Source organism: Rhizobium sp. Leaf311, from assembly GCF_001423445.1.
Classification (GTDB): Bacteria; Pseudomonadota; Alphaproteobacteria; order Rhizobiales; family Rhizobiaceae; genus Agrobacterium.
In genome coordinates this window covers 709,807-735,598 of record NZ_LMNZ01000001.1, presented here as the reverse complement: position 1 = coordinate 735,598, position 25,792 = coordinate 709,807, and the positions used below count along the sequence as shown (strand labels likewise).

21 protein-coding genes and 1 tRNA gene are annotated in these 25,792 nt (G+C 57.7%); 9 read left to right on the top strand and 13 right to left on the bottom strand.

What is annotated here, in order from left to right; genetic code table 11:
- The first annotated feature begins 110 nt into the window (after window positions 1–110).
- Window positions 111–743, top strand: coding sequence for a histidine phosphatase family protein (locus ASF69_RS03460; protein WP_062585282.1), 633 nt, complete (start codon window positions 111–113; stop codon window positions 741–743).
- Window positions 744–846: 103 nt separating this feature from the next.
- On the opposite strand, the gene ASF69_RS03455 is transcribed toward ASF69_RS03460, so the two are convergent.
- The 8 genes from ASF69_RS03455 to ASF69_RS03420 all read right to left on the bottom strand — a co-directional run bounded on the left by ASF69_RS03455 (window position 847) and on the right by ASF69_RS03420 (window position 10,196).
- On the bottom strand, window positions 847–2,076 hold the full coding sequence (locus ASF69_RS03455; RefSeq protein WP_062585663.1) for an MFS transporter: 1,230 nt from the start codon (window positions 2,074–2,076) through the stop codon (window positions 847–849).
- 45 nt (window positions 2,077–2,121) lie between these two features.
- On the bottom strand, window positions 2,122–2,742 hold the full coding sequence (locus tag ASF69_RS03450) for a TetR/AcrR family transcriptional regulator (RefSeq protein WP_062585661.1): 621 nt from the start codon (window positions 2,740–2,742) through the stop codon (window positions 2,122–2,124).
- An 84-nt stretch (window positions 2,743–2,826) separates the two neighbouring features.
- Window positions 2,827–3,540 (bottom strand): ParA family protein, encoded by a 714-nt coding sequence (locus ASF69_RS03445; RefSeq protein WP_062585280.1) that lies wholly within the window; start codon window positions 3,538–3,540, stop codon window positions 2,827–2,829.
- Between the two features lie 196 nt (window positions 3,541–3,736).
- Complete coding sequence (locus tag ASF69_RS03440; protein WP_062585278.1) at window positions 3,737–4,882, bottom strand: iron-containing alcohol dehydrogenase; 1,146 nt, start codon at window positions 4,880–4,882, stop codon at window positions 3,737–3,739.
- On the bottom strand, window positions 4,879–6,267 hold the full coding sequence (locus ASF69_RS03435) for an aldehyde dehydrogenase family protein (protein ID WP_062585276.1): 1,389 nt from the start codon (window positions 6,265–6,267) through the stop codon (window positions 4,879–4,881). The genes ASF69_RS03440 and ASF69_RS03435 overlap by 4 nt, the downstream gene beginning before the upstream one ends.
- Before the next feature lie 32 nt (window positions 6,268–6,299).
- On the bottom strand, window positions 6,300–7,667 hold the full coding sequence (locus ASF69_RS03430) for a glutamine synthetase family protein (protein ID WP_062585274.1): 1,368 nt from the start codon (window positions 7,665–7,667) through the stop codon (window positions 6,300–6,302).
- 62 nt (window positions 7,668–7,729) lie between these two features.
- Window positions 7,730–9,244: an amino acid permease gene (locus ASF69_RS03425; protein ID WP_062585273.1), complete on the bottom strand. Its 1,515-nt coding sequence runs from the start codon at window positions 9,242–9,244 to the stop codon at window positions 7,730–7,732.
- A gap of 190 nt (window positions 9,245–9,434) precedes the next feature.
- The gene (locus ASF69_RS03420; protein ID WP_062585271.1) at window positions 9,435–10,196 is read right to left on the bottom strand and encodes an N-formylglutamate amidohydrolase; all 762 of its coding nucleotides are present in this window, start codon (window positions 10,194–10,196) and stop codon (window positions 9,435–9,437) included.
- A gap of 177 nt (window positions 10,197–10,373) precedes the next feature.
- Here ASF69_RS03420 and ASF69_RS03415 point away from each other — a divergent pair, with 177 nt between their 5' ends.
- The 6 genes from ASF69_RS03415 (at window position 10,374) to ASF69_RS03390 (ending at window position 16,538) form a co-directional block, all read left to right on the top strand.
- A complete protein-coding gene (locus tag ASF69_RS03415; RefSeq protein ID WP_062585269.1) occupies window positions 10,374–11,258 on the top strand; it encodes a MurR/RpiR family transcriptional regulator in 885 nt (294 codons plus the stop codon).
- 214 nt (window positions 11,259–11,472) lie between these two features.
- Window positions 11,473–12,579, top strand: coding sequence for an ABC transporter substrate-binding protein (locus ASF69_RS03410; RefSeq protein WP_062585268.1), 1,107 nt, complete (start codon window positions 11,473–11,475; stop codon window positions 12,577–12,579).
- Between the two features lie 93 nt (window positions 12,580–12,672).
- Entirely contained in the window at window positions 12,673–13,563 is an 891-nt protein-coding gene (locus ASF69_RS03405) for an ABC transporter permease subunit (RefSeq protein WP_062585659.1), read from the top strand.
- Window positions 13,560–14,342, top strand: coding sequence for an ABC transporter permease (locus ASF69_RS03400; RefSeq protein ID WP_062585266.1), 783 nt, complete (start codon window positions 13,560–13,562; stop codon window positions 14,340–14,342). Before ASF69_RS03405 ends, ASF69_RS03400 begins: the two co-directional genes overlap by 4 nt.
- 11 nt (window positions 14,343–14,353) lie before the next feature.
- On the top strand, window positions 14,354–15,412 hold the full coding sequence (locus ASF69_RS03395) for an ABC transporter ATP-binding protein (protein WP_062585264.1): 1,059 nt from the start codon (window positions 14,354–14,356) through the stop codon (window positions 15,410–15,412).
- A gap of 82 nt (window positions 15,413–15,494) precedes the next feature.
- Complete coding sequence (locus ASF69_RS03390) at window positions 15,495–16,538, top strand: zinc-dependent alcohol dehydrogenase family protein (protein WP_062585263.1); 1,044 nt, start codon at window positions 15,495–15,497, stop codon at window positions 16,536–16,538.
- Window positions 16,539–16,666: 128 nt separating this feature from the next.
- Here ASF69_RS03390 and metH read toward each other — a convergent pair whose 3' ends face one another.
- Window positions 16,667–20,440 carry a methionine synthase gene (gene metH / locus ASF69_RS03385; protein WP_062585262.1) on the bottom strand — a complete coding sequence of 1,258 codons (3,774 nt, stop codon included), beginning with the start codon at window positions 20,438–20,440 and terminating at the stop codon, window positions 16,667–16,669.
- Window positions 20,441–20,633: 193 nt separating this feature from the next.
- Between metH and ASF69_RS03380 the strand changes: the two genes are divergently transcribed.
- Complete coding sequence (locus tag ASF69_RS03380; RefSeq protein ID WP_062585260.1) at window positions 20,634–21,881, top strand: AGE family epimerase/isomerase; 1,248 nt, start codon at window positions 20,634–20,636, stop codon at window positions 21,879–21,881.
- 28 nt (window positions 21,882–21,909) lie between these two features.
- Here ASF69_RS03380 and ASF69_RS03375 read toward each other — a convergent pair whose 3' ends face one another.
- The 4 genes from ASF69_RS03375 to ASF69_RS03360 all read right to left on the bottom strand — a co-directional run bounded on the left by ASF69_RS03375 (window position 21,910) and on the right by ASF69_RS03360 (window position 24,704).
- Window positions 21,910–22,395, bottom strand: a complete 486-nt coding sequence (locus ASF69_RS03375) for a dual specificity protein phosphatase family protein (protein ID WP_082469621.1) — start codon at window positions 22,393–22,395, stop codon at window positions 21,910–21,912.
- 308 nt (window positions 22,396–22,703) lie between these two features.
- Complete coding sequence (locus ASF69_RS03370) at window positions 22,704–23,156, bottom strand: hypothetical protein (protein WP_062585256.1); 453 nt, start codon at window positions 23,154–23,156, stop codon at window positions 22,704–22,706.
- 176 nt (window positions 23,157–23,332) lie between these two features.
- The gene (locus ASF69_RS03365) at window positions 23,333–24,415 is read right to left on the bottom strand and encodes a hypothetical protein (protein ID WP_156461972.1); all 1,083 of its coding nucleotides are present in this window, start codon (window positions 24,413–24,415) and stop codon (window positions 23,333–23,335) included.
- Between the two features lie 213 nt (window positions 24,416–24,628).
- Window positions 24,629–24,704: transfer RNA gene (locus ASF69_RS03360), tRNA-Ile, on the bottom strand.
- A gap of 350 nt (window positions 24,705–25,054) precedes the next feature.
- On the opposite strand from ASF69_RS03360, the gene ASF69_RS03355 reads away from it, so the two are divergent.
- Window positions 25,055–25,729, top strand: a complete 675-nt coding sequence (locus ASF69_RS03355; RefSeq protein WP_156461984.1) for an SIMPL domain-containing protein — start codon at window positions 25,055–25,057, stop codon at window positions 25,727–25,729.
- Window positions 25,730–25,792: the final 63 nt, after the last annotated feature.

Genomic DNA, 25,792 nt, shown 5'->3' with positions numbered 1-25,792 from the left:
ATTGCAAAAGCCCGGTGGAAACGCCGGGCTTTTTCTATGTTGAATTCGGTCGCGTCGCTGTATGGAGCCCTTTTTGCGTCTAAAGCTTGTTTCGCGGAAAAGGAAACGGGATGGGAACCTTAAAAGAGCTTTTTGTCGTCACCCATACGGAATCGATCCATCACGTAGAGAACAAGGTGGGCGGCTGGTACGACACCGATCTCACCCTTCGCGGCGAGCGCGATGCGCAGGCCACAGCCGAGCGGCTGGCGGAGGTGCTGGGTGAGCGAGAGGTTGAGATCCACAGCTCCGACCTTCGCCGTGCATCACAAACGGCGCAGGCCATTGCGCGGCGCTTGAGTTTGGATGTCATTGAGACGACAGCCTTGCGCGAAATCAGCTATGGTGCAGCAGGTGGACAGCCGCAGGAGTGGCTCGATGCCCGCTACGTACCCGCGCCTGACAATGACCGTCTGGATCACCATTGCGGGATCGACGGTGCGGAGACACGTCGTGACGTTGCAACCCGCATATTTCCCTGCGTTGAAGCAATTGTGTCTCGCCCCTGCGCAGCCCAGATCATTGTTACCCACGGCTTCACGCTGAGTATGGTCATTGCTGCATGGATGAAGATACCGATTGAAGCCTGTTGCTTTGTCAGCTTCCCCGCGAAATCGGGAAGCATTACGCATTTGCGTCAAGACGACTTTTTCCGGAGCCGGGCGGTGATTGGACTTGCCGACGCATCCCATCTGACCCGCTGATCGTCACCGAAACCCTGATATTTTCGTAGGCATGTAAAGAGCGTCCGGCGCTCAAACCAGGACTGGCGCTCGCGCGCCAGTCCGTGCTTTTGACGAAGACGTTTTACCCGAGACGGATGCTGGCTTTTCCGGCCCGCCTTTCTGTCAGGAAGAGGGCGAGACCTGCCGCAGGAAGGGCAAAACCGAGCCAGGACGCTGCGGCCCAATGACCGTAGGCATACGCCCAGCCACCCAGCGCCGAACCGGCGGCACCACCCATGAAGAATGTTGCCATGAAGATGCCGTTGAGGCGGCTTCGAAACTCCGCACCGAGCGTGAATATGGCGCGTTGACCCAAGACGAGATTGGTCGTTACCGCAAAGTCGAGCACGATGGCCGCGATAACCAGCAAAGCCAGCGACAGATGCGACCCCTCAGACGCAATATGCGTCAAGAGAAAGGAAACCGCTCCAGCCGTCAGCGCAGCAAAGGTTGCGGGACGTGTCCATCCGCGATCCGCCATCCGTCCGGCAATTGGCGCTGCGATGGCACCAGCAGCACCGGCCAGCGCAAAGAGCGCGATTTCGGTTTGCGAGAGATTGAAAGCCGGGCTGCTGAGGTAAAGCGGCGTTACCGTCCAAAACAGGCTGAAGGCTGAAAACATGCTGGCCTGATACAGAGCCCGCCTTTGCAGCAAGCGCGTGGTGGCGGCAAGCTTGCCCATGGAAAGCAGGAGGGCGGAGTAGGCAAGCCGTGCGTCCGGTTCGCGGCGTGGCATCAATCGGTACAGCACTACCGCCAGCACAGCCATGACAGCGGCAGAGATTGCGAAGACACCGCGCCAGGTGACGAATTCCGAAAGCACGCTCGACACCGGACGAGCCAGCATGATGCCGACCATCAAGCCACTCATGATGCTACCGACAACGCGTCCGCGCATGGCGGCTGGTGTCATATGCGCAGCCATCGGCACGATCATCTGCACCGCGACGGAGCTGATGCCGACCAGAAACACCGCGACAAGAAACAATCCCGCATGGGGTGCGAGCGCCGCGCCGAGAAGGGCAAGGATCGCCATTGCCACCGTGGTGACAATCAGCCGCCTGTTTTCAACAAGATCGCCGAGAGGAACCACGAAAAGCAGTCCCAGGCCGTAGCCGATCTGCGTCAGGGTAACGATCAGGCCCGTCGTTTCCGGGGAGAAGCCAAGCTCCGCGCCGATCAGCCCCGCAAGCGGCTGGGCGTAATAGATGTTGGCAGCAATCAGTCCACAGGCTGACGCCAGCAGAAAGATCATTGCGGAAGGAAGGCTTTCTTCCCTCGCCGGCTCAGCGGCAAGCACCGTATCTGTCATATTCATCTCCAAATTGGAAATATTCATTTCCAAAATACTTAAAAATCAGTCGAACAGCTTCATCGCAATATCGACCACGGCACCCAGTTCCTCCCGCGTCGGGGCTGTCTTGCCGACGACGCGAATTCCGTAAAGCATACAAAGCGCGGTTCTGGCCAAGGTCACAGCATCCATTTCGGTGCTGACGCTGCCATCCGCCTGCCCTTCCGTGATCACGCGGGCAAGAATGGTCGCACGCGCTTCCATGGAGCCACGCACAACGCGCGCCACATCTTCATCCAGAGATGCCAGATCGGCGACAGCGCCAACGATCAGGCAACCCTGCGAACCCGATTGCCCGGTGGATGCATCCGCATAAAAATCGAGTGCTGCCCGCAGCTTCTCGCGGCCGTTTGGCGCTGGCGCCAGCGCCGCCTCGAAACGGCGGGTCTGCACAAGTTTATATCGCTCAATCGCAGCGATATAGATGTCTTTCTTATCCTTGAAGGCCTTGTAGAGACTGCCCTGCGTCAGCCCCGTTGCCTGCGTCAGATCGCCAACGGAGGTCGCGTGATAGCCGCGCTCGGCAAACACGCCGATTGCCCGGTCGATGGCTGCATCAACTTCGAATTCACGCGGGCGTCCGCGTTGGCGAGATTGCAGGGAGTGGGGATGGCTCTGTGTCATGCCTACGATATAGAAAACATTCGTTTCCAAATCAAGCGAAAAATACGCCCGGTTTTTGACCGGGCGTCATCTCTCGTTGGAAGATTACGCAGCGCGACGGTTGAACATTCTAAAGATGTTACCCGAGCGCACGACGCGCGCAGGCATCAGGCGCATCACCTCATCGGCGAAGCATCGAACATTTTCCATTGCCTTGTCGATATTGCTGACCTTGTGACAATCCTGCTGGGCAAGGGTGCCGCCAGCATTGAAAATGTCACGGAAAGCTGAACGCTCTGCAATGGGTGTGTTGAGAACTCGAACGTTCTTCTCAGCCAACAGGGCTTTTACGAGCAACATGGAGCGCGTGCTGACCATGGGATTGACGCGTGTCAGAACAACGGAATGATCGATAGTCGTTCCCATTTTCGCGTTCAGATATTCGATATGTTCCAGCACCTCTGCGGCGCCGCGCGCATCCATGGCGGAGCCCTGCACCGGGATAATGACATGGTCCGAAATTCCCAGCGCCATCGTTAGAAGCGGGTTTTTTGTACCGGGCAGGTCAATGATAAAACAGTCCGTGCTGGATCGGTTTTCCCGGATGTGGGTCTCCAGCGATGCCATGGTGACGTTCGAGATGATGGAAAGATTGCGGACGCGGCCGGACATGTCCGACCAGCGCGAAATCCACAATTGTGGATCGGCATCCAGCACTGTTACGCGGTGACCGGTCCGGGCAAGCTCGGTCGCCAGCAGCAGAACTGCCGTCGTTTTTCCCGCACCGCCCTTGGTATTTGCAAAAGTAATGACTGGCATGTGGCCCCCCATATGCAGAGCCTGAATTCATCGCTCTTCAACGCACCGCGACTATCATGGTGCACCCTCATTGTTAACAAATATGGTTAACGAATTGAGAATATTCGGAGCAACTTATTGCCGGTTGTGGCCCCGCTTCCGCGCGGGACCAGGCTTTATTGTGTGGGCAGAGCGCTCTTAGCTTCGCTCAAAAAACTCAGAAGCACTCCAGAAACAGCGCCTTGGTATTCTCGAGCGTCATAGGCACCGGGTTGCCGCCGCAGCTTGGGTCCTTGATGGCTTCTGCCGCCAGCTCGTCCACGCGGTCGGGCTTGATGCCGAGTGCGGTCAGGTTTTCAGGAACGCCCAGTTCGTGGCGCAGCTCCAGCACATAATTATAGAAGCCATCAAAGCCGCCTTCGATGCCGAGATAGGCGGCGGCGCGGGCGATCTTTTCTTCAATTGCCGGACGGTTGAAGCGCAGGACGGCGGGCATGACGACGGCGTTGGTCATGCCGTGATGGGTGTTATAGACCGCTCCGATCGGATGCGAGAGCGAATGAATGGCGCCGAGCCCCTTCTGGAAGGCCACCGCGCCCATGGCAGCGGCTGCCATCATGTTGGAGCGGGCTTCGATGTCGGTTCCGTCCTTATGCGCGCGCGGCAGGTATTCCTTGACGAGACGCATGCCTTCAAGCGCGATACCGGCACTCATCGGGTGAAAGAAGGGCGAGGAATAGGCTTCCAGGCAATGGGCAAAGGCATCCATGCCGGTGCCGACGGTGATCGCCTTCGGCATTCCAACCGTCAGCTCCGGATCGCAAATCACGACGCCGGGCAGGAATTTCGGGTGGAAAATGATCTTCTTCACATGCGTCTTGGAATTGGTGATGACGCTGGCGCGTCCCACTTCCGAGCCTGTGCCTGCGGTGGTGGGCACGGCCACGATGGGCGCAATGCCATCTGAATTGGCGCGGGTCCACCAGTCACCAATATCCTCGAAATCCCAGACAGGGCGCGTCTGGCCCGCCATGAAGGCAACGGCCTTGCCCAGATCCAGACCCGAACCGCCGCCGAAAGCGACGACGCCATCATGGCCGCCATCCTTGAAGGCTTTCACGCCCGCCTCAAGATTGATCTCGTTGGGGTTGGGATCGACATCGGAAAAGAGAGCGCGGCCAAGGCCTGCCTCTTCCAGAATATCCAGTGCGTGGCCGGTGATGGCCATGGTGGCCAAGCCCCGGTCTGTGACCAGCAACGGCTTTTTCATGCCCAGCGTCTTGCAGGCGTCGGCCAGTTCCTTGATGCGGCCGCGTCCCATCTTGATCGGGGTTGGATAGCTCCAGTTTGCGACGATATTCATTTCGTGACTTTCTTCAGATGGTAGGATTTTGGACGGGTCAGGTTCTGGAAGCCGATGACCGAAAGCGAGCCGCCGCGACCGGTTTCCTTGACGCCGGTCCAGCACAGAGCAGGGTCAAGATAATCCGCACGGTTCATGAACACGGTGCCGGTTTCAATCTCGCGGCCGATGCGCCCTGCCCTTTCCGCGTCCTGCGTCCACAGCGAAGCTGTGAGGCCGTATTTGCTGTCGTTCATCCGCGCGATGGCTTCGTCGTCACTCTTCACCTTCATGATGCCAACGGCAGGGCCGAAGGTTTCTTCCATCATGAACTCCATGGAATGATCGACATCAACGAGGATCTGCGGCGCGACATAGGCGCTTTCGCCATCATCTGCGGCAAAGAGTTTTGGATCGACCAGCGCCTTCGCGCCCTTGGCAACGGCATCCGCCACCTGCTGGCGCACCACCTTGGCAAAACGCTTATTGGCCATTGGCCCCAGCGTCGTTTCCTGCTCAAGCGGATTGCCGAGCTTGTAGTTGGAAACCCAGGCGACGGACTTTTCAACGAAAGCGTCATACAGCGTTTCATTGACATAGATACGCTCGATGCCGCAGCAGCATTGCCCGGAATTGAACGTTGCGCCGTCCATCAGCGTATCGACCGCTGCATCCAGATCCGCATCTTCCATGACATAGCCCGGGTCCTTGCCGCCAAGCTCGAGACCGAGCCCGGTGAAAGTGCCCGCAGCGGCACGCTCGATGGCGCGACCTCCCTCGACGGAGCCGGTGAAGTTGACGAAGTTGAACAGGGCTTCGGAAATCAGCGCCGAGGTGGTCTGGTGATCGAGGAAGAGGTTGATGAACACATCTTCAGGCACGCCCGCTTCCACGAAGGCGCGTACCATGCGCTCACCCACCAGCAGCGTCTGTGCGGCGTGCTTGATGGCAACCGTGTTGCCAGCCATAAGCGCGGGCGCAATGGTGTTGATGGCCGTCATATAGGGGTAGTTCCAGGGCGCGATGACAAAGACGACGCCATGGGCTTCACGCTCGATGCGACGCTCGAAATTGCCGCTTTCCTCGATGACCAGAGGCGCCAGCGCATCGGCTGCAATAGAGGCGACATAGTTGGAGCGTTCGTTGAAGCCCTTGAACTCACCGCCATAGCGCACCGGACGGCCCATCATATGGGCCAGTTCCGGCACGACCTCTGCGGCCATCTCATTCAGCCGTGCTACGCCTTTCAACACCAGCTGAACGCGATCTTCCAAGGGGCGGCGCGCCCATGACTTTTGCGCGGCGCGCACTTTCGATACGGCAGCCCGTGCCGCGTCCAGCGACATCGCCTCGCGCTCGGCATAGACCGAACCGTCGATCGGCGAAATATTCTGGATCATGACCATGATGGTGGTTCTTTCTATATCTTTAAATTTTGTTATGCCCGTTCAAAACCGCGCGCGACTTCCCAATCGGTGATGCGGCGGTCATATTCTTCCTGCTCCCACTTTGCGGCGCGAACATAGTGATCAACGACATCATCCCCGAACGCGCTGCGCAGCATCTTTGAACCATTGAGGTGTTCGGTCGCATCGCGCAGCGTCTTAGGAATCTCCCTGATGTTCTTGCCGCCATAGGCATCGCCTTCAAACTGGGCCTCAAGTTCCAACTTGTTCTCGATGCCGTCAATACCTGCCGCAATCAAGGCCGCCATGGCAAGATGCGGATTGATATCCGACCCGCCAATGCGACACTCGATGCGGATGCCCTTGCTATCGGCACCGCAGAGGCGGTAGCCCGCCGTGCGGTTATCCAGGCTCCACACGGCCTTGGTCGGCGCGAAGGTGCCAGCCATATAACGCTTGTAGGAGTTGATATAGGGCGCCAGGAAATAGGTCGTTTCGCTGGCATGGGCCAGAAGCCCCGCCACGTAATGCCGCATCATATCCGACATGCCGTATTCGCCGTTTTTATCAAGGAACATGGGCGTCTTGCCATCCACGCTCCATAGCGACTGGTGGATGTGGGAGGAGCTGCCCGCGGCCTCGTAATTCCACTTGGCAAGGAAGGTCACGGCCTTGCCCTTGGACCAGGCAATTTCCTTGCAGGCATTCTTGATGATGGCGTGGCGGTCGGCCATGGTGAGGGCATCGGCGTAGCGGACATTCAGTTCAACCTGACCGGCAGACGCTTCGCCCTTGGAATTTTCAATCGGAATACCAGCGGCTTGCAGATTGTTTCTGATAGCGCGCATCACCTCTTCTTCCTTGCTGGTCTGGAAGATGTGGTAGTCCTCATTATAGGGGCTTGCGACGTTGAGATCGCGGTAGCCGCCAGCACGGGCGTTCTCGAAACTCTGGTCGAACAGGAAGAATTCCAGTTCTGTTGCCATGAAAGCCTTGAGGCCCATGGCCTCCAGACGTGCGACCTGCTTTTTCAGAATGGCACGGGGCGAATGGGCCACTTCCGCATGGGTGTGGTGGTCATAGGCATCGCACAGCACAAGTGCCGTACCTTCCAGCCACGGCACCCGCCGCAGCGTGGAGAGGTCTGGTTTCAGCGTATAATCGCCATAGCCCTTGTCCCAACCGGCGGATTTGTAACCGGGAACGGTTTCCATCTCCATATCGGTTGCCAGAAGATAGTTACAGCAATGGGTTTCTTCATAGGCGCTTTCCACGAAGAACTCAGCCTGAAACCGTTTACCCATCAGACGACCCTGCATATCCACGACACATGCCAGAACCGTGTCTATGCGCCGCTCAGCGACATCCTTTTTCAATTCGTCGAATGTGTAGGTCGTCATGATGTTTTCGTTCCCTGTTGTTCAAATGGGGCGACCGTTGCCGGTCGCCCTTTGGAGTTGGTTCAAGCCTTCGATGCCGCCGCATTGAGTGCGGCCTGCTTGTGCTCCAGCGCAAATTCCTCTTCCGGCGAAAGAATGAGGCGGTGACGGCCGACCAGCGCGAAATAGGCAATCGCGACGGCAAACCACAACGCCACCCAGATGACGCCCTTGGTGAAGTTCGGGTCCTGCACCTGATAGAGCAAGGTTATGACGGCAATGATGATGGTGAGCACCGCGCCGGGAATGCCGAGCGGCGAGCGGAAAGGCCGCTCGATATCCGGCAGATTACGGCGCAGCATGATGAAGGAGATGGCCTGCATGATGTATGAGAACATCGCGCCGAACACGGCCATGTTGAGCAACACGCTGCCGATGATGCTGCCGCCTTCCGTCGCACCCAGCGCAAACCAGATGATCATCATCACGGCAAGACCGATGAGCGCGCCTGTGAGCATCGCCACATGCGGCGTCTTGAACTTGGGGTGCGTGACAGACAGAACCGTCGGGAAATAGCCCGCCCGCGAGAGCGAGTAGATCTGGCGACCCTGCGCATAAAGGATGGTGTGGAAGCTCGCGATGAGGCCGGTAAGAGCAACAAAGCCAAGCAGAACCACGCCACCATCACCATAGACAGCCTTGAAACCATACAGCAGCGGCTCCAACGACGAGCCGAGATGGAACGCGCCGATGCCGGGCAGCGATGGGTTGAGCAGCACGATCATGAAGGCCGAAATCATCAGCGTGATGATGCCGAGAATGATGCCCTTGGGCATATCGCGCTTGGGATCGACAGATTCTTCCGCCGCCAGCGGAAGCTGCTCGATGGCGAGGAACAGCCAGACTGCAAAGGGCAGCGTGGCCAGAACGCCGGAGATGCCGAAGGGGAAGAAGGAGCCGTTGCCTTCGGGAAGTTCCACCGCCGCACCATCCGGGCCGACGCCGATATTGAGCGCCCAGCGGGAGAAATCCATGTTGGGGATGGCGCTGATCCAGAAGAAGACGAGAACAGCAAGCGATATCAGCGTGATAACCAGCGTTACCTTGAAGGATAGTTCAAGCCCGTAGACGTTTAGCGCGAGGAAGATGGCGTAGAACAGCACCCATAAGAGCGGCGAATAAACGGGATCAAGCCCCAGAATGGAGTTCACATAGGCCGTGATGAAGGTGACGATGACGGCGGGGGTGAGAACATATTCGACGTTCTCGCAAAGCCCGGTGATAAAGCCGCCCCATGGGCCCATGGCCGTGCGGGCAAAGGAATAGGCCGCACCGGTGTGCGGCAGTGCCGGGCTCATTTCCGCGATGGAAAATGTGAGCCCCAGATACATGATGGCGATGATGATGCCCGCAACCAGCATGCCGCCCCAGCCGCCGGTGGCAAAGCCGAAGTTCCAGCCGGAAAAATGGCCAGAAATGACCGCACCGACGCCGAGCGCCCAGAGCGACCAGACGCCCGCGTAACGCGAGAGCCCTCTTTTTTCGAAATAGGATGCATCAGCCTTCTTGTAGCTGACGCCTGATGATGAACTGTCTATGCCGTTCTCTCCTGATCAAGAAAAACAGGCTGTCAGCCGGAATGGCCGATTTTGCCCCAGTTTCGGCGTGATGGAACACCCGACCACGCCATGCTCATCTGCTGTTCCCACGCTGCACCCGTGCCGATTATTCGGCATTCTTGACGGTGCAGCGCCATTCCTGTTCCGCGAACAAACACCGCGAAACGAATTATTCGGCCTCAGCGGCAATCCCCGCCACCAGAAGCCCGTGTAGAAAATCGGCAGCGGCGCGCTGCCCCTTTTCATCCTGTATGAGGTCGTTTCTGACCTCGATCATCACGTTCAACAGCCCGCTCGGCAGTGCATGCAGGCGCAGCGTATGGGTGACACCATCCTCAGGGCCATAGGGCGCGTTGCGCTCGACCTTGAACGATGAGCCCCCTGCATGGGCCAGCATGGTATCGGCCAGCCGTGTATCCGCATCGTGCAGAATGCCTATTTCAACCGTGCGGGGCTTACCGTGATAGACGGGCGTAAAGCTGTGTATCGTTACTAGAACCGTTTGATCCCGCGCTGCGATCAGCTGGCTGATGCGATCATGAAACGGAATGTAAAGAGCCGAAGTGCGGGCATAACGGTCCGCATCGCTTAAATCCGCATTGCCGGGAATATCATAGATTTCGCTCACAACAGGCATGGCCGAAGGCGATTCCGGCGGACGATTGCAATCATAGACCAGGCGGGAATATCGCTGATAAACCAGCGTTGCATCCAGGCTCTCAGACAGAAGTCGGGAAACAGCCAGCGCGCCGGGATCCCAGGCGATATGGCTTTGCAGGACATCGCTACCCAGACCCAATGTGCCGAAACGAGCGGGCAATGTTTGCGAAGCATGTTCACAAACAAGCAGCACACTGCCTTTTCCTGAGCTGTTTTCCACCGCAACAGGCTCCGCCTCGTTACCGGTGAAAAACTGCGAAAGCACCGTCATGGCCCAATCCCCTATGCAAGTGCTGCTCCCCAACAGCCCGAAGAGAATTCTTCACATAGCCCAAAGTGTCAAACGGTATTTTGAAATTTTCTCTTCATTTTTTCGATTGACTCCGTCTGCACGCCGTATCTTAATCAGCGCTAACAGACCGGCGAAAAGACCGGAAAGGGGAAAAATTTGCACAGTTCGGCAGCGACCGTTTCGGACGTGATACAGGCTCATTATGAGAGCCTGACGCGTTCGGAAAAGCGCCTGGCGGAAAGCCTTCTTGGCAATTATCCGGTTTCAGGCCTCGGCAGCATCACCACGGTTGCAGAAAATGCAGGCGTTTCGACGCCGACCGTGGCACGCATGGTGCAAAAGCTTGGCTTCAAGGGCTACCCAGATTTTCAGGCGCGGCTGCATCAGGAACTCGAAGCCACCATTTCCAACCCCATTGCCAAGCATGATCGCTGGGCCAGCAACGCACCGGGCCTGCACATCCTTAACCGCTTTGCCGATGCCATCACCAACAATCTGCGCGACACGCTGAGCGACCTCGATACGGCCGACTTCGACAATGCCGCCGCCCTTCTGTCGGACCGCAAGCGAAGCATCTATTTCGTCGGTGGGCGCATAACCGGGGCGATTGCGGAATATTTTTTCACGCATATGCAGGTCATCCGTCCCAAGACGGCGCTGATGTCCTCCAATTCCAGTTCCTGGCCGCAATTCATGCTCAACATGAATGCGGGCGACGTGCTCGTGATGTTCGATATCCGCCGCTATGAGCAGGACATGGTAACGCTGGCGCAGGTGGCGCATGACAACAATGTGCGCATCCTCCTGTTTACCGACCAGTGGACATCACCTGTTTCGCGCTTCGCAGAACATACGTTTCGCGTGCGCATCGAGGCACCATCGGCGTGGGACAGCTCTGTCGTGACGCTGTTTGTCGTGGAAGCTCTCATTGAGGCAGTTCAGAACAACGGCTGGGACGAGACCCGCCAGCGCATGAACTCTCTCGAAGACCTGTTCGAACAGACGCGGCTTTTCAGAAAGCCGGGAAAGGGAGAAAACTAGAAATCCGTACCGCCAGGAAAGACCGGCAACGGCGCAAGCGGAATTTTTTATGTCGTTTATCGAATATCATGGCGACGAGAGGGCGCAATGATGGCAAGAAAACGGCAGGGACCATGACGATGGTGGGAAACCACCTGGAAAAATCCGTCACATAACATTCATGCAACCCACGTACAGCGTCGTCAGACGCATGAGACACCAGAGGAGAACTACCGTGATCTCGCACAGCCGCCGACTGCTATCGCTCACAACAGCCTTGGTCATCGCTTCGACAGCGATTGCCTCCGCAGCCCCAAGCGAAGAACTCATCGCTGCCGCCAAGAAGGAAGGCATGTTGACGACCATCGCCCTGCCCCACGACTGGTGCGGCTATGGCGACGTTATCGCCTCCTTCAAGGCCAAGTATCCTGAAATCAAGGTCAATGAGCTGAACCCGGACGCCGGCTCTGCTGACGAAATCGAAGCCATCAAGGCCAACAAGGACAATAAGGGCCCACAGGCACCTGACGTGATCGACGTTGGTCTCGCCTTCGGCCCACAGGCCAAGAAGGAAGGTCTTCTGCAGCCTTACAAGGTTTCCACCTGGGCCGAAATTCCTGACAATGTGAAGGATGCCGAAGGCTACTGGTACGGCGATTATTACGGCGTCATGTCCCTGTTCGTGAACAAGGATCTGGTCACCAACACGCCAAAGGATTGGGCCGACCTTCTGAAGCCCGAATATGCCGGTCAGGTTGCTCTTGCTGGCGATCCACGCGCCTCCAACCAGGCTATTCTGGGTGTTCTCGCTGCCGGTCTTTCCACTGGCGCCAAGGACGGCAAGGCTGCTGGCGAAGCTGGCCTGAAATATTTCGCTGACCTCAACAAGGCTGGAAACTTCGTTCCCGTCATTGGCAAGGCCGGTACGCTGGCACAGGGTGCAACCCCGATCGTCGTTGCTTGGGACTATAACGCGCTTTCGTGGGCAAAGACGCTGAACGGCAACCCGCCGACAGAAGTCGTCGTGCCTTCCTCGGGCGTTCTGGCTGGCGTTTACGTGCAGGGCATCTCCGCCTATGCTCCGCATCCAAATGCTGCGAAGCTGTGGATGGAGCACCTCTATTCCGACGATGGTCAGCTTGGCTGGTTGAAGGGCTTCTGCCACCCGATCCGCTTCAACGCGATGGCAAAGGCAAACAAGATCCCGAAGGATCTTCTGGACGCCCTGCCACCAGCAGCAGCCTATGAAAAGGCTGTCTTCCCGACACTGGAAGACGTCGATGCCAACAAGGCTGCCGTCACCGGCGGTTGGGACAAGGTCGTCGGCGCAAACGTCAAGTAACACATAGAACCATCCGCCCCGTTTCTCTTAAGAGCGGGGCGGATGGTCTATAAGACACAAGACCGCAATGATCGCGGCGTTTGGGAACATGATATGTCATCAAACATTAGTGGCGCGCCATCGCGACCAGCAGCCGGGCGTCGCCTGAAGCTGGAGTGGCTGGGCGTTCTGCCATTTGCTATTTTTATTCTTCTCTTTTTGATCATGCCGACGATGAAAATCGTCATCGGCGCATTTCAGACGCCGGAAGGTGGCTTCACGCTGGAAAATATTGCGGGGCTTTTCACCGCCTCCATTCTCTCGGCTTATTGGATTTCCATCAAGATCAGCGTCGCCTCTGCAGCCCTTGGCTGTCTGATCGGCTTTGGCGTGGCGACCGCCGTGGTGCTGGGCGGCCTGCCGGAGAGAATTCGCGCGCCGCTTTTGACCTTCTCCGGTGTTGCCTCACAATTTGCTGGCGTGCCGCTGGCCTTTGCCTTCATCGCCACACTTGGCCCTGTCGGTCTCGTCACCGTGTTTTTGAAAACACAGGTTGGGCTTGATCTGCGCCTTCTGGGCTTCAACATCCTGTCCTTCTGGGGCCTGACCGTTACCTACCTCTTCTTTCAAATCCCGCTGATGATCCTCATCATCACGCCCGCTCTGGATGGCCTGAAGCGCGAATGGCGCGAAGCTGCCGAAATTCTGGGCGCCAGCGGCTTTCAGTATTGGCGCATGGTGGCCTTCCCCATTCTGCTGCCCTCCATTCTCGGCACATTCTCGCTGCTGTTTGCCAATGCCTTCGGTGCTGTTGCAACGGCGATAGCGCTGACGGGCTCGTCGCTCAACATCGTGCCCATTCTGCTGTTTGCGCAAATCCGTGGTGACGTGCTGGGCAACCCCCACCTCGGTTACGCGCTGGCCTTCGGCATGATCCTTGTGACCTGCATTGCCAATATGCTTTACATCTGGATGCGCACGCGCAGCGAAAGGTGGCTGAAATGAAGCGGATCTTCGCATGGGGCGCGCTGCTGTTCGGCCTGCTCTATTTCGCCCTGCCGCTCATCGGCATGACCAACTTTTCATTGAAGATGCGGCGCGGCGTCTATTCGTTCGACGCCTACGCCGTCGTTCTCAGCGATCCGCGTTTTCAGGAAACCTTCGGCTTTTCCGTCCTGATGGCGCTGGTCACAATCGTCTTCGGCGTCGTGCTTGTGGTACCAACGGCCTATTGGGTGCGGCTGAAACTGCCCGGCCTGCGCCCCGTCATCGAGTTCATCACGCTGCTGCCGCTCGTCATTCCCGCTATCGTCATCGTCTTCGGCTATATCAGGCTCTATAACACCTCCAGCTGGCTGCCGCTGACGGGGACGACATCAGGCACCAATCTGCTGTTGATGTTCGGTTATACAATCCTTGCCCTGCCCTACATGTATCGCGCGGTCGACACCGGGCTTCGCACCATCGACATCACGACGCTGACGGAGGCTGCGCAAAGCCTCGGCGCTGGATGGACAACTATTCTTGCCCGCATCATTCTGCCGAATGTACTGGTCGCCGTTCTCTCGGGCGCGTTTTTGACCTTTGCCATCGTCATCGGTGAATTCACCATGGCAGCGCTTCTAAACCGCCCGGCCTTCGGACCTTACATGCAGCTTCTGGGTGCCAACCGCGCCTATGAGCCCGCCGCGCTCGCCGTTATTTCCTTCGGCATCACATGGGGCTGCCTGGGCCTTATCCAACTCGTCTCGCGCTATCAAAAAGGCGCGCCTCCCAAGGCCTGAGGACTTATTTTATGAGCTTTTTGACACTCCAGAACATCAGAAAATCCTTCGGCTCGGTGCAGGTCGTCCATGATTTCAACATGGCGATCGAGCAGGGAGAATTCGTCTCCTTCCTCGGACCATCGGGCTGCGGCAAGACCACAATCCTGCGCATGATTGCCGGTTTCGAAACGCCGAGCGATGGCTCCATCGTTATCAACGGCAAAAACCAGACGACACTCAAGCCCAACCAGCGCAATATCGGCATGGTGTTTCAGGCCTACGCGCTGTTTCCCAACATGAATGTGTATGAGAACGTCGCCTTTGGCCTCAAGATAGCGGGCAAGCCGAAAGCTGAAATCGATGCACGGGTGAAGGAGATGCTCGGCATCATTCATCTCGAACATCTGGCGGACCGCTACCCCTACCAGATGTCTGGCGGGCAGCAGCAGCGCGTGGCGCTGGCACGGGCGCTGGCACCAAAGCCGCAGGTTCTGCTTTTGGACGAGCCGCTTTCGGCGCTGGACGCCAAGATCCGCGTGTCGCTTCGCGAGGAAATTCGCAGCATTCAGCGCAAGCTGGGGATCACCACCATTTTCGTGACCCACGATCAGGAAGAGGCGCTGACCATTTCCGATCGCATCGTGGTGATGAATGCCGGACGCGCCGACCAGATCGGATCGCCTTTCGATATCTACAACAAGCCGGCAACGCGGTTCGTGGCGTCCTTCGTCGGCACGCTGAACCTGATCGATGCGACCGTGGTGGATGCTTCCACCAGCACCATTCGGATTGGCGACCAGCAGGTTTCGCTGAAGAAGCCTCTGAACAAGGCCGATGGCGAAAAGGTAACGGTGGCGCTGCGCCCCGAGGCGGGTTCGCTGGGCGAAGCCAGCATCGGCGATGTCGCGATTTCTGGCATCGTGACGTCCAGCCACTTCCTCGGCTCGGTCATCCGCACGCGAATGGATGTGGGCGGCGCGACGCTGTCCTTCGATATGTTCAATGATCCCGGCAAGACACCGCCAGCGATTGGCGAGCGCATCACCCTGAAATTTGCATCAGAAGATTTGATGATTGTAGCAGAGTGACGCACTGTTTCGTCCTCCGAAATCCGGCTAGATCGTTTCCAGCTAAAAGGACGCGATCTCAAGCCGTCTCAGGAGAATAGTCATGCGCGCACTGTTTTACGAAACCTTCGGTGAGGCACCTCGCATAGCCAACCTGCCGGACCCGGAACCGACACCGGGCGGCGTGGTGGTCGAGGTGAAGGCAACGGGTCTTTGCCGCAGCGACTGGCATGGCTGGATGGGCCATGACACCGATATCCAGCTGCCGCATGTGCCGGGCCATGAATTTGCGGGCGTGATTTCAGCCGTTGGCAAAAATGTCATGCGGTTCAAGGTGGGTGATCGCGTCACCGTTCCCTTTGTGTCCGGCTGTGGCCATTGCCAGGAGTGCCGCTCCGGCAACCAGCAGGTTTGCGAAACGCAGTTCCAGCCCGGCTTCACCCATTGGGGTTCCTACGCGCAATATGTCGCCATCGAATACGCAGATCAGAACCTCGTGCATCTGCCAGAAGACATGGGTTTCGATACGGCGGCGAGCCTCGGTTGCCGCTTTGCCACATCCTTCCGCGCCGTAGTCGATCAAGGCCGCTTGAAGGGTGGCGAATGGCTGGCCGTGCACGGCTGCGGCGGCGTTGGCCTTTCCGCCATCATGATTGGCGCGGGGCTTGGCGCGCAGGTCATCGCCATCGATATTGCACAGGACAAGCTGGCGCTGGCGCGGCAACTGGGCGCAACCGCCACCATCAACAGCCGCGAAGTCGCCGATGTGAGCGAGGCCGTGCGCGAAATCACCGGCGGCGGCGCGCATGTTTCGGTCGATGCGCTCGGCCATCCCCAGACCTGCTGCAACTCCATCAGCAATCTGCGCCGTCGCGGCCGCCACGTGCAGGTCGGGTTGATGTTGGCGGATCACTCCATGCCGCAGATCCCTATGGCGCGGGTCATCGCCCACGAGCTGGAAATCTACGGCAGCCACGGCATGCAGGCCTGGCGCTATGACGACATGCTGGCCATGATCCGCAGCGGCAAGCTCTCGCCTGAGAAGCTGATCGGCCGCCACATCACCCTCAAAGACGCCGTCACCGCCCTGCCCGCGATGAACACGTTTACCGATAGCGGCATCAGCATTATCGACCGGTTTGAGTGAGGTCAGGCGAGAGGCCTCTGGCCAGCTGGAAACAAAAAAAGCGCGGAACGAGCCGCGCTTTTTCTTTTTTATATTAATAACTAAAGGCCCATACCGGAATCAGACCGGTAACGACCTCGCGTGGAGTATCAGGCAGCCGTCTCGACCTCTTTCGCCGCCTCGGTCGGAACGTAATTGAGCACCGGTCCCAGCCAGCGTTCGATCTCCGTGACGGCCATGCCCTTACGCTGCGCGTAGTCCTCAACCTGATCGCGCTCCACCTTGGCGACGCCGAAATAGTAGCTTTCGGGGTGGCCGATATAGAGGCCGGAGACGGAAGAGCCGGGCCACATGGCATAGCTTTCCGTCAGCACAACGCCCGTCTGCTCCGTTGCATCCAGCAGGCGGAAAAGCGTTTCTTTTTCGGTGTGATCGGGCTGGGCCGGATATCCCGGGGCCGGGCGAATGCCGGCATAGGCCTCGCCGATCAGGTCATCCGGACCGAAGCTCTCGTCGGATGCATAGCCCCAGAATTCCTTGCGCACCCGCTCATGCATACGCTCGGCAAAGGCTTCGGCGAAGCGGTCTGCCAAGGCCTTGACGAGAATGGAGGAGTAGTCGTCATTGGCGCGCTCGAAGCGTTCGGCGATTGCCACTTCCTCGATACCGGCCGTGACGACGAAGCCGCCGACATAGTCAGTGGTGCCAGCATCCTGCGGCATGACGAAATCCGACAGCGCAACATTGGGGCGGCCATCGCGCTTGGACAGTTGCTGGCGAAGCGTGAAGAAGGTTGCCAGTTCTTCCGCGCGAGTTTCATCGGTAAACAGGCGGATATCATCTCCGACAGCATTGGCGGGCCAGAAGCCGATGACGGCACGTGGGCGGAACCACTGTTCGTCAATGATTTTCTTCAGCATGGCCTGTGCATCGGCAAAGAGCTGACGCGCCGCCTCACCCTGTTTTTCATCCTCTAGAATGGCAGGGTAACGGCCCTTCATTTCCCATGTCTGGAAGAATGGTGTCCAGTCGATGTACTTGGCCAATTCCTCAAGGTCGTATGTCTCAAAGGTCTTAGTGCCCAGGAACTGCGGCTTGACCGGCTGATATCCTGACCAATCAACCTTCTGTGCATTGGCGCGCGCACGTGCCAAAGGCAAACGCAGCTTTTCACGTTCATTACGCGCATGGGCATCGGCCACCTTGGCATATTCTGCCCTGATGCCCTCGATATAGGCTGGCTTCTGATCTTCCGACAGCAAGGCCGAAACCACGCCAACCGCACGCGATGCATCGGTGACGTAAATCGCCTGACCCTTCTCGTAACGCGGATGGATCTTGACCGCTGTGTGGACGCGGCTGGTCGTCGCGCCACCGATAAGAAGCGGAATATTGAAGCCCTGACGCTCCATCTCGGTGGCCATATGCACCATCTCGTCCAGAGATGGTGTGATGAGGCCGGACAGGCCGATCACATCGACCTTTTCCGCAATGGCCGTCTCCAGAATTTTCGTGGCGGGCACCATGACGCCGAGATCAATGATCTCGTAATTGTTGCAGGCGAGAACAACGCCGACAATGTTCTTGCCGATATCGTGCACGTCACCCTTGACGGTCGCCATCAGCACCTTGCCTGCGGCCTGACGCTGGTCGCCGCCGTTCAGGCGCTTTTCTTCTTCCATGTAGGGCAGAAGAACGGCCACGGCCTGTTTCATGACACGGGCGGATTTGACCACCTGCGGCAGGAACATCTTGCCGGAGCCGAAGAGATCGCCCACGACATTCATGCCCGCCATCAACGGTCCCTCGATGACATGCAACGGGCGGGCCGCCTGAAGGCGCGCTTCTTCCGTGTCTGCATCGATATATTCGGTGATGCCGTTGACCAGCGCATGTTCGAGACGCTTTTCAACCGGCAATTCGCGCCAGGCCAGATCCTGCACCTTGGCTTCACGGCCCGGACCGCCCCGGAATTTCTCCGCCACTTCAAGCAGCCGTTCGGTGCCATCGGCACGGCGGTTCAGCACCACGTCTTCGCAGGCTTCGCGCAGTTCCGGGTCGATGCTTTCATAGACAGCCAGTTGGCCTGCATTGACGATGCCCATATCCATGCCCGCCTGAATGGCGTGGTAAAGGAACACGGCGTGCATGGCTTCGCGCACCGGCTCATTGCCGCGGAAGGAGAAGGACAGGTTGGAAACGCCGCCGGAAATATGCACCAGCGGCATGGTTTCGCGGATGGTGCGGGTGGCATTGATGAAATCCACGCCGTAATTATTGTGTTCCTCGATGCCGGTGGCGACGGCAAAGACGTTGGGGTCGAAGATGATGTCTTCGGGCAGAATGCCTGCCTTTTCGGTCAACAGCTTGTAGGCGCGGGTGCAGATTTCCACCTTGCGCTCATAGGTGTCGGCCTGACCCACTTCATCAAACGCCATGACGACGACAGCCGCGCCATAATTGCGCACGAGGCTCGCCTGCTCCAGAAACTTCTCCTCGCCTTCCTTCAGCGAGATGGAGTTGACGATGGATTTGCCCTGAACGCATTTCAGGCCAGCCTCGATGATCTCCCATTTGGAACTATCGATCATCACAGGCACGCGGGCGATATCCGGCTCGGCGGCAATGAGGTTGAGGAATTCGACCATCGCCTTCTGGCTGTCGATCAGGCCTTCATCCATGTTGATGTCGATGATCTGCGCGCCGTTTTCCACCTGATCGCGGGCAACCGCAAGTGCTGCCGTATAGTCGCCAGCCGTGATGAGCTTGCGGAACTTGGCAGAGCCGGTGACGTTGGTGCGCTCGCCCACGTTGACGAAGGGAATGTCCTTGGTCAGCGTGAAGGGCTCAAGGCCAGACAGCGACATGAAAGAGCGGTGCTCCGGCACCTTGCGCGGCGCGTGGCCGGCAACGGCATCGGCAATAGCGCGGATATGCTCCGGCGTGGAACCACAGCAGCCGCCAACGATGTTGACGAGACCTTCGCGGGCGAATTCCTCCACCTGCGCTGCCATCATATCGGGCGTCTCGTCGTACTGACCAAATTCGTTCGGCAGGCCCGCATTGGGGTAAGCACAGATGAATGTATCGGCAACCTCGGACAATTCCTGAAGGTGCGGTCGCATCGCGCTGGCACCCAGCGCACAGTTGAGGCCGATGGTGAAGGGGTTGGCGTGGCGCACGGAATTCCAGAAAGCAGTCGGCGTCTGTCCAGACAGCGTGCGGCCCGAAAGGTCGGTAATCGTGCCCGAAATCATCACAGGCAGATGAATGCCCTTGGCAGCGAAACGCTCTTCGCAGGCGAAGATCGCTGCCTTGGCGTTCAGCGTATCGAAAATGGTTTCGATCAGGATAAGGTCGGCACCGCCGTCGATCAGACCATCGATCTGTTCGCCATAGGCCACCCGCAGATCATCGAAGCTGACGGCGCGATAACCGGGATTGTTCACATCTGGCGAAATGGAGGCTGTGCGGTTGGTCGGCCCAATGGCGCCTGCCACGAAGCGCCGACGGCCATCCTCGCGCTCCGCGCGCTGGGCGGCACGACGAACGACCAGCGCACCTTCGCGGTTCATGTCATAGACAGCGCCTTCCATCTCGTAATCAGCCTGCGCAATGCGCGTGGACGAGAAGGTATTGGTTTCGAGAATATCGGCCCCTGCCATGGCATAGCGATAATGGATTTCTTCAATGGCATTCGGCTGGGTCAGGATCAGCAAGTCATTGTTGCCCTGCTGATGACAGGCGCATCCAAGAAAGCGATCTCCCCGGAAATGGTCTTCGTTGAAACCAAGCCCCTGGATCTGCGTGCCCATGGCGCCATCGAGAATGAGGATACGTTCCTGCGCGGCCGCACGAAGCGCCTTCAGAATTTCAGCGCCGTCTTGCTTGTCCCCTACAGGACCAAACAGATTATCCAACATCGGCACACTCCTCATTCTCTTTGCTGATTTGCAAATCCAAGTCACATAAAGATATCTTTATGTCAATATATGGCCGCGACGCCATGGCGTTACAACTTTCTACCGCAAGGGTACGAAATTTTCGTTATGGATGACACCGTTACGACCTAAAGATATAGAGAATTCATCGCAGTGCATTCATGAGGAGGTTGAAATGACCGAGGCGGACCACCCTAAAACCAGCTGGAGCACCCTGCCCTGGCATCGCCAGTGGCTGGCAAAGCAGGCAGAAGGTCTGTTTGACTTCTTCCAGTATCGCGCCATCAACCCCAAAGGCGGTTTTTTCGACCTCGACCGGCAAGGCGCGCCGCTGAAACCCGACAACCCCGTGCGCGGCATTCATATGTCAGCGCGCATGGTGCATTGCTTTTCCATCGGTCATCTGCTCGGCCGTCCCGGCTGCGGCGATATCATCGACCACGGAATGACCTATCTGTGGAACAACCACCGTGACGGCGAGCATGGCGGCTATTTCTGGCAGGTGGATGAAACCGGTCCGGTGGATGCCAGCAAGCAGGGATATGGCCACGCCTTTGTTCTGCTCGCCGCCTCCTCGGCGAAAAGCGTCGGCCATCCGCTGGCCGACAAGATGCTTGCCGATATTACCGAGATTATCGAAACGAAGTTCTGGGAAGAGAAATTCGGCGCGATCAATGAGGAATTCTATCGAGACTGGTCGCCTATCGAAAATTATCGCGGCCAGAATTCCAACATGCATCTGACCGAAGCGTTGATGGCCGCTTTTGAAGCCACTGGCGACAGAGAATACCTGCAGAAGGCAGAACGCATCGCTGATCTCATCATCAGAAGAGCCGCAGCGGCGCTGGATTTCCGGGTGCCGGAACATTTCGATGAAAACTGGGTGCTGGACAAGGATTATCGCGGCAACGAAATGTTCCGCCCGTCTGGCTCAACGCCCGGGCACTGGCTGGAGTGGGCGCGCCTCATCCTGCAGCTCTGGGTTCTCGGTGATCGCAAGCACGAATGGATGCCGACAGCCGCAAAATCGCTGTTCGTTCAGTCAATGTCGGTCGGCTGGGACAGGGAAAAAGGTGGTTTCTTCTACACGCTGGGCTGGGACAATGTGCCTGCCAAGCGCGAGAAACTCTGGTGGCCGATGTGCGAAGCGGCTGGTGCCGCCCACTTCCTTAACGAACATCTTCCCGCTGACGAATTCTATGAAGACAGCTATCGGCGCGTCTGGAGCACCATTGCGAACAGCTTCCTCGACCATGAGAATGGCGGCTGGCATGAGGAATTGACGGACGATCTGGTTCCCGCCAACACGATCTTCCCCGGCAAGGGCGACATCTACCACGCGCTTCAGGCCTGCCTCATTCCGCTTTTCCCGGCAGATGGCAGCCTGACGAAAGTGATTGGCGACAAGGGCGGACGTTTCTAAACACATCCGTAGGAGACGCTTGGCTTAATCAGAAGCCCAGCGTTTCCTCAAAATCGTCCCAGGACTGATACATTTCGTAACGGCCCACGCCCCGGATCGGCACATGGCCGTAAAATGGTGACAGCTGGAATTCCGCTGCATTCTCGCTTTTGTTGGCCACGGCCCCAACATACATGGCGGACGCCAGCCCTGTGCGGTTGGCCCCATGTTCGCAATGAATCAGCACGGGCTTGGGCGCATCCTTCATGATGCGGACAAGCGCTTCGGCCTGATCCTGACGCATCTTCTTGCTGGAGCTCATCGGGAAATCGATCATCTGCACACCGCTCGATTGGGCGGCAGCCGCCTCTTCCCTGTACCAGCTCTCACGCTTTTCATCGCGCAGATTGATGATGGTCTTGATGCCGAATTGCTGCGCATATTTGGAAATGTCTGCGCCGCTCGGCTGGCCGGATCGGTAAAGCTCCCCGGGCAGGACTTCATGGAAGTTGCCGGTCAACTGGTTGATACCCATGTGCGCGCCGACCGTGGCGGGAACCGCCAGGAAGCAAAGCAAGGCAATTTTCAGGACTTTGGACGCAGATAACAAAACGCAAACCTTCTGGAAAATTTCAAGAATTGCTGTTCAAATGGCACTACGATCCAACCGATGCAATGGCTCCAAGGTTGTAAGAGCGCTGTCGTAAATAAGGAAAATCCGTACGCTTTCCCCTTAAGCCGCTGCAAACCCGTTCCTATAAGCGCGTGTTCTGTATCAACCGTGGCGCTTCAAAAAACCGTGAAGCCACCCTCAAAGACTACGCTTTTGGGCCTTACGTCAGATTAATCAAATTCCGCGGAATTGATCGTTACGCGCCATTCCAGCGTTTTCGGGTCCACATTTTCGTTGTTGCGCAGCCGAAAAGGCCGACACGCCCCATAGCTTTCATGCGCTTCCAACCGCCGCTCGCTGACCTGATAAGGATCGAATGACACCGAGGCACGGAAGGCCGCTTCAAAACCCTCGAGCGTGTAGGTCAGCCGTCTAACTGCAACGTCATTTGTGTTCTGGAACGTAACCCGTAGCGGAGCGCCCTCCTCGGTGCAGGTGGCATCATAGGCTGCTGTGGCAACGATAGCTTCAAGTCTCTCGCCGGAGCGGAGCCAGTCGAACAACACCCAGGCAGCCGTGGCAGACCAGATAACAGCGAAACCAATCACAACCGGCTTCAAATGTCTGGGGTAAATGATCAGAAAGACAAGCAAAGCTACGGAGAGGACAACGCCGACAATCATGTGTGGCGCGGCCTGATTATGTCGCCAAAAAGTCTTTTCAAGCTGATACCCTCCCAGCAGTCGCGCTCTATTCACAGATGCGGTTGGCCAGAGGTCATGTCAAGGCGTCACGTCAAGACTGAGCGGGCAGCGGCTGCCGACACCTCCCCACCTCAACTTTGCACACCTTCCTGTGATCAGGCAGGATTGTCGGTCCGCTCCGCATGAGGTGCAGACAAACAGGCATCGATAAGCGCGCAGCAGACCGCCACAGCGACCAGAATTGTGGTACCATTCAGCGGCAACACCAGCAGCATCTTGTTTATCGCAAACTCGGTGCCGAGTATGGCGACAATCTGCGTCGCGGCAATCAGCAGCAGTAATGACGACGGCAGAGAAAGACCGCGTCTGTCAAACAGACACCCGTAGCCAAGGACAAGGAGCGGCACGAGGATTGCGGTCACACCTGTGAAATAGGCGCCCATATGCGAACTCTGCAGAACAGCGTTCGGAGCAAACAAGGCAAGCGGGACAAGAAGATAGCTCCCGACAATCGCGGCCAGAAGTGGTGGCCACACGACAATTGCCAAAGGAAACAAGCGCTTTGCATCCGTGTGACCAGCTACCCAATGCCGGTAGTGGCGTAACACCGCCATGACGACAAACGCGCTCAGAGCAGCGACAGCAATCGTGAAAAGCAGCACCTCAAAAAACTGCGTACCGGATGCAGCACCCGTCCTTGCCATGTCAACGCTGGCCAAAATATTGGATGGAAGGTCAAGGAAGGCGGGCAGAAGCCACAAAATCCACAATCCCGCTAGCAACCCCGGCAAAACCACCTGTCTCGACAGGAACAGCAGCACGGCCACTCCCCCGACCAAAGCTGCGATAACGCTGAAAAAGTCGTAAGAGCCTTGGTCTCCCAGGTACCCCATGGCATCCAGACCACGCGCGGCGCTGTAGGCTTGCCCTACCGCAATCAACATTGCCAGCACAGCCTCGCAGACGGCAAGACTAATGCTCCCATCCGTACTGGGAAAAAGCAGGCGGATCACCTGCCCTAGTGCAAAAGCTGAAAGGATAGGCGTGACACCCAGCGCAAGAATGGAAAGCTGCGAGGGAAGCCCACCCTGCCCAACCCATGACGTCAACAATGCCCCATCGAGCCCCGGCAACGGAATGTTCCGTCCGGCAACAGCCACGAGCGAAACCAGGGCGACCCCGATCAAAATCCCGACCGCATCGGACCGGACCTTGCGCCTACCAACCATCACACTCATCGAGAAACTCCTAGATACACTTGCATCTAACCTCTACCGACCACGGTAAGGCGCCTGTGGAACCATACGCCTTAGCTCAACCAAGACGTGCTGTCACTTCGAACACGAGGGAGAAGCTTACGCATCGAAGAAGGAAGGCTCGCGTCCGCGGGGAGATCTTTTTTCCGTCCAGAGCATGAAAAGCTGGAAAAACCAAGTCGCCGACAAGATAAATGGTGGGCCCGGAGAGACTCGAACTCCCAACCAAGCGGTTATGAGCCGCCGGCTCTAACCATTGAGCTACAGGCCCTTCCAGAAGCGTGAACGCTGTTTGGAATGCGCGGTTGCAATGGTTCAACCCGGCGCGGAACTGGCTTTAACGCAATTTTTTGAAGGCGACAAGCCATCGATGCGTTGGAGCTGTGCACTATGCCGCATTAGCTACATAATCTGCTGCGACATATGCCTCGTTGACGCTAAATAAGAGGAAACTCAATGACTTCAAAATCAGGGCCAAATCACCGCAAATGTGAAATAATTGAAGGCCCCGCCGCGGGAGGCGGCGTTTCTTCGCTGTTTTCTCGTGGTTCGAAAAAGGGTGCAGGCACCCGCTCCCATTCTCTGGCCTTGTGCGCTTTCGTGGCATTGACGGCTTTGCCGATGGCCGCTTCAGCACAGGAAAATGCCAGACGGGACCCGGTCATCAGTGTTTCCGGTGAGGGCGATGCGGCGGTTGCGCCCGATATGGCTGTTCTGACTTTCAGCGTCATGAAGCAGGCTGATACGGCTGCGGCGGCTCTTGCTGAGAACAACAAGGCGATGACCGAAGTTCAGGCTGCGTTGAAATCGTCAGGCATCGCAGACAGGGATCTGCAGACATCCAACTTCTCCGTCCAGCCCATCTACAAGCAGTTCGAGCCCAAGGATGGCGTATACGTTCCGCCAGAAATCACCGGCTATCAGGTTACGAATGGCCTGACCGTGCGGGTTCGCGATCTTGCCAAGCTTGGCGATATCATGGACAGCTCGGTAAAGCTCGGCATCAACCAGGGCGGCGACATAGCCTTTACCAATGACGACCCGGCAGCGACGGTAACTGAGGCCCGCAAGGCAGCGGTGGCAGACGCCATCTCCAAGGCCAAGACATTGGCAGAAGCCGCCGGCGTCAAGCTTGGCCGCATTCTGGAGATCAACGAAAACATGCAACGCCCTATGCCGGTGCCACAGACCATGATGCGCGCCGCTGCCATGGAGAAAGCTGACAGCGTTCCCGTCGCAGCAGGCGAAAACAGCTACAAGATCAATGTGAATGTGACATTCGCGCTGGAGCAATAAAAGACTAAGCAGGCGCCCCGGCGGCGCCTGCGCCAGCGAATGCAAAAATCCCCTCGCCGCAAG